This window comes from Pseudomonas sp. SDO5215_S409 (assembly GCF_054071325.1).
In genome coordinates this window covers 1-685 of sequence record NZ_JBSVWN010000161.1, presented here as the reverse complement: position 1 = coordinate 685, position 685 = coordinate 1, and the positions used below count along the sequence as shown (strand labels likewise).

The 685-nt window shown below is 62.5% G+C and carries 1 protein-coding gene; it reads right to left on the bottom strand.

Going from position 1 to position 685, the window contains the following annotated elements:
* Positions 1-685 (bottom strand): type VI secretion system tip protein TssI/VgrG (gene tssI, locus ACW9H9_RS28715; RefSeq protein WP_457374546.1); only part of this gene is annotated, 685 nt, incomplete at both ends.

Sequence of the window (685 nt, the reverse complement as noted above, 5' to 3'; positions counted from 1 at the left end):
AATTCCATCCCCGCTTCCACCACCACCTTGTCCCCGGCGTGGTAGTGAATCTCGGTCCCGGCCTCGACAAACTGCGCTGTCCCCACCTTCACATGCTGGCTGGCGGCCACGCTCAGGTGGTCATCCGCCCGTGCTTCGGTCTTGCGGTCCAGGTGGGTAATGCGGTGTTCTTCGGCCTTGAATTCGCCAAATACGTTGGCTTCAACCGTGTCGTGCCGCTCATGGCCCACGTGGATTTTCTGGTCGTGCTCGATGTTTTCATCCCAGTCGCGCTGGGCGTGCAGGTAGATCTGCTCGGCGCCTTTTTTGTCTTCGATCCGAAACTCGTTGTAACCCTTGCCCCCCGGCGAGCTGAGGGTCTTGAAGGTGCTGCGGGTCTTGTGCGCGGGCAGGTCGTAGGGCACGACGTTTTCTTTGTGGTACAGGCACCCCGTGATCAGCGGCTGGTCGGGGTCGCCTTCCAGGAAGGTCACCAGCACTTCCATGCCGATGCGCGGGATGGCGATGCCGCCGTAGGCGTTGCCTGCCCAGCCGGTGGCGACGCGTAGCCAGCAGCTGGTTTTGTCGTCGGATTGGCCCTCGCGGTCCCAATGAAATTGCACCTTGACGCGTCCGAAAGGGTCGCAGTGGATCTCCTGCCCGGCAGGCCCGGTGACGATGGCGGTCTGGCTGCCTATGCGCATCG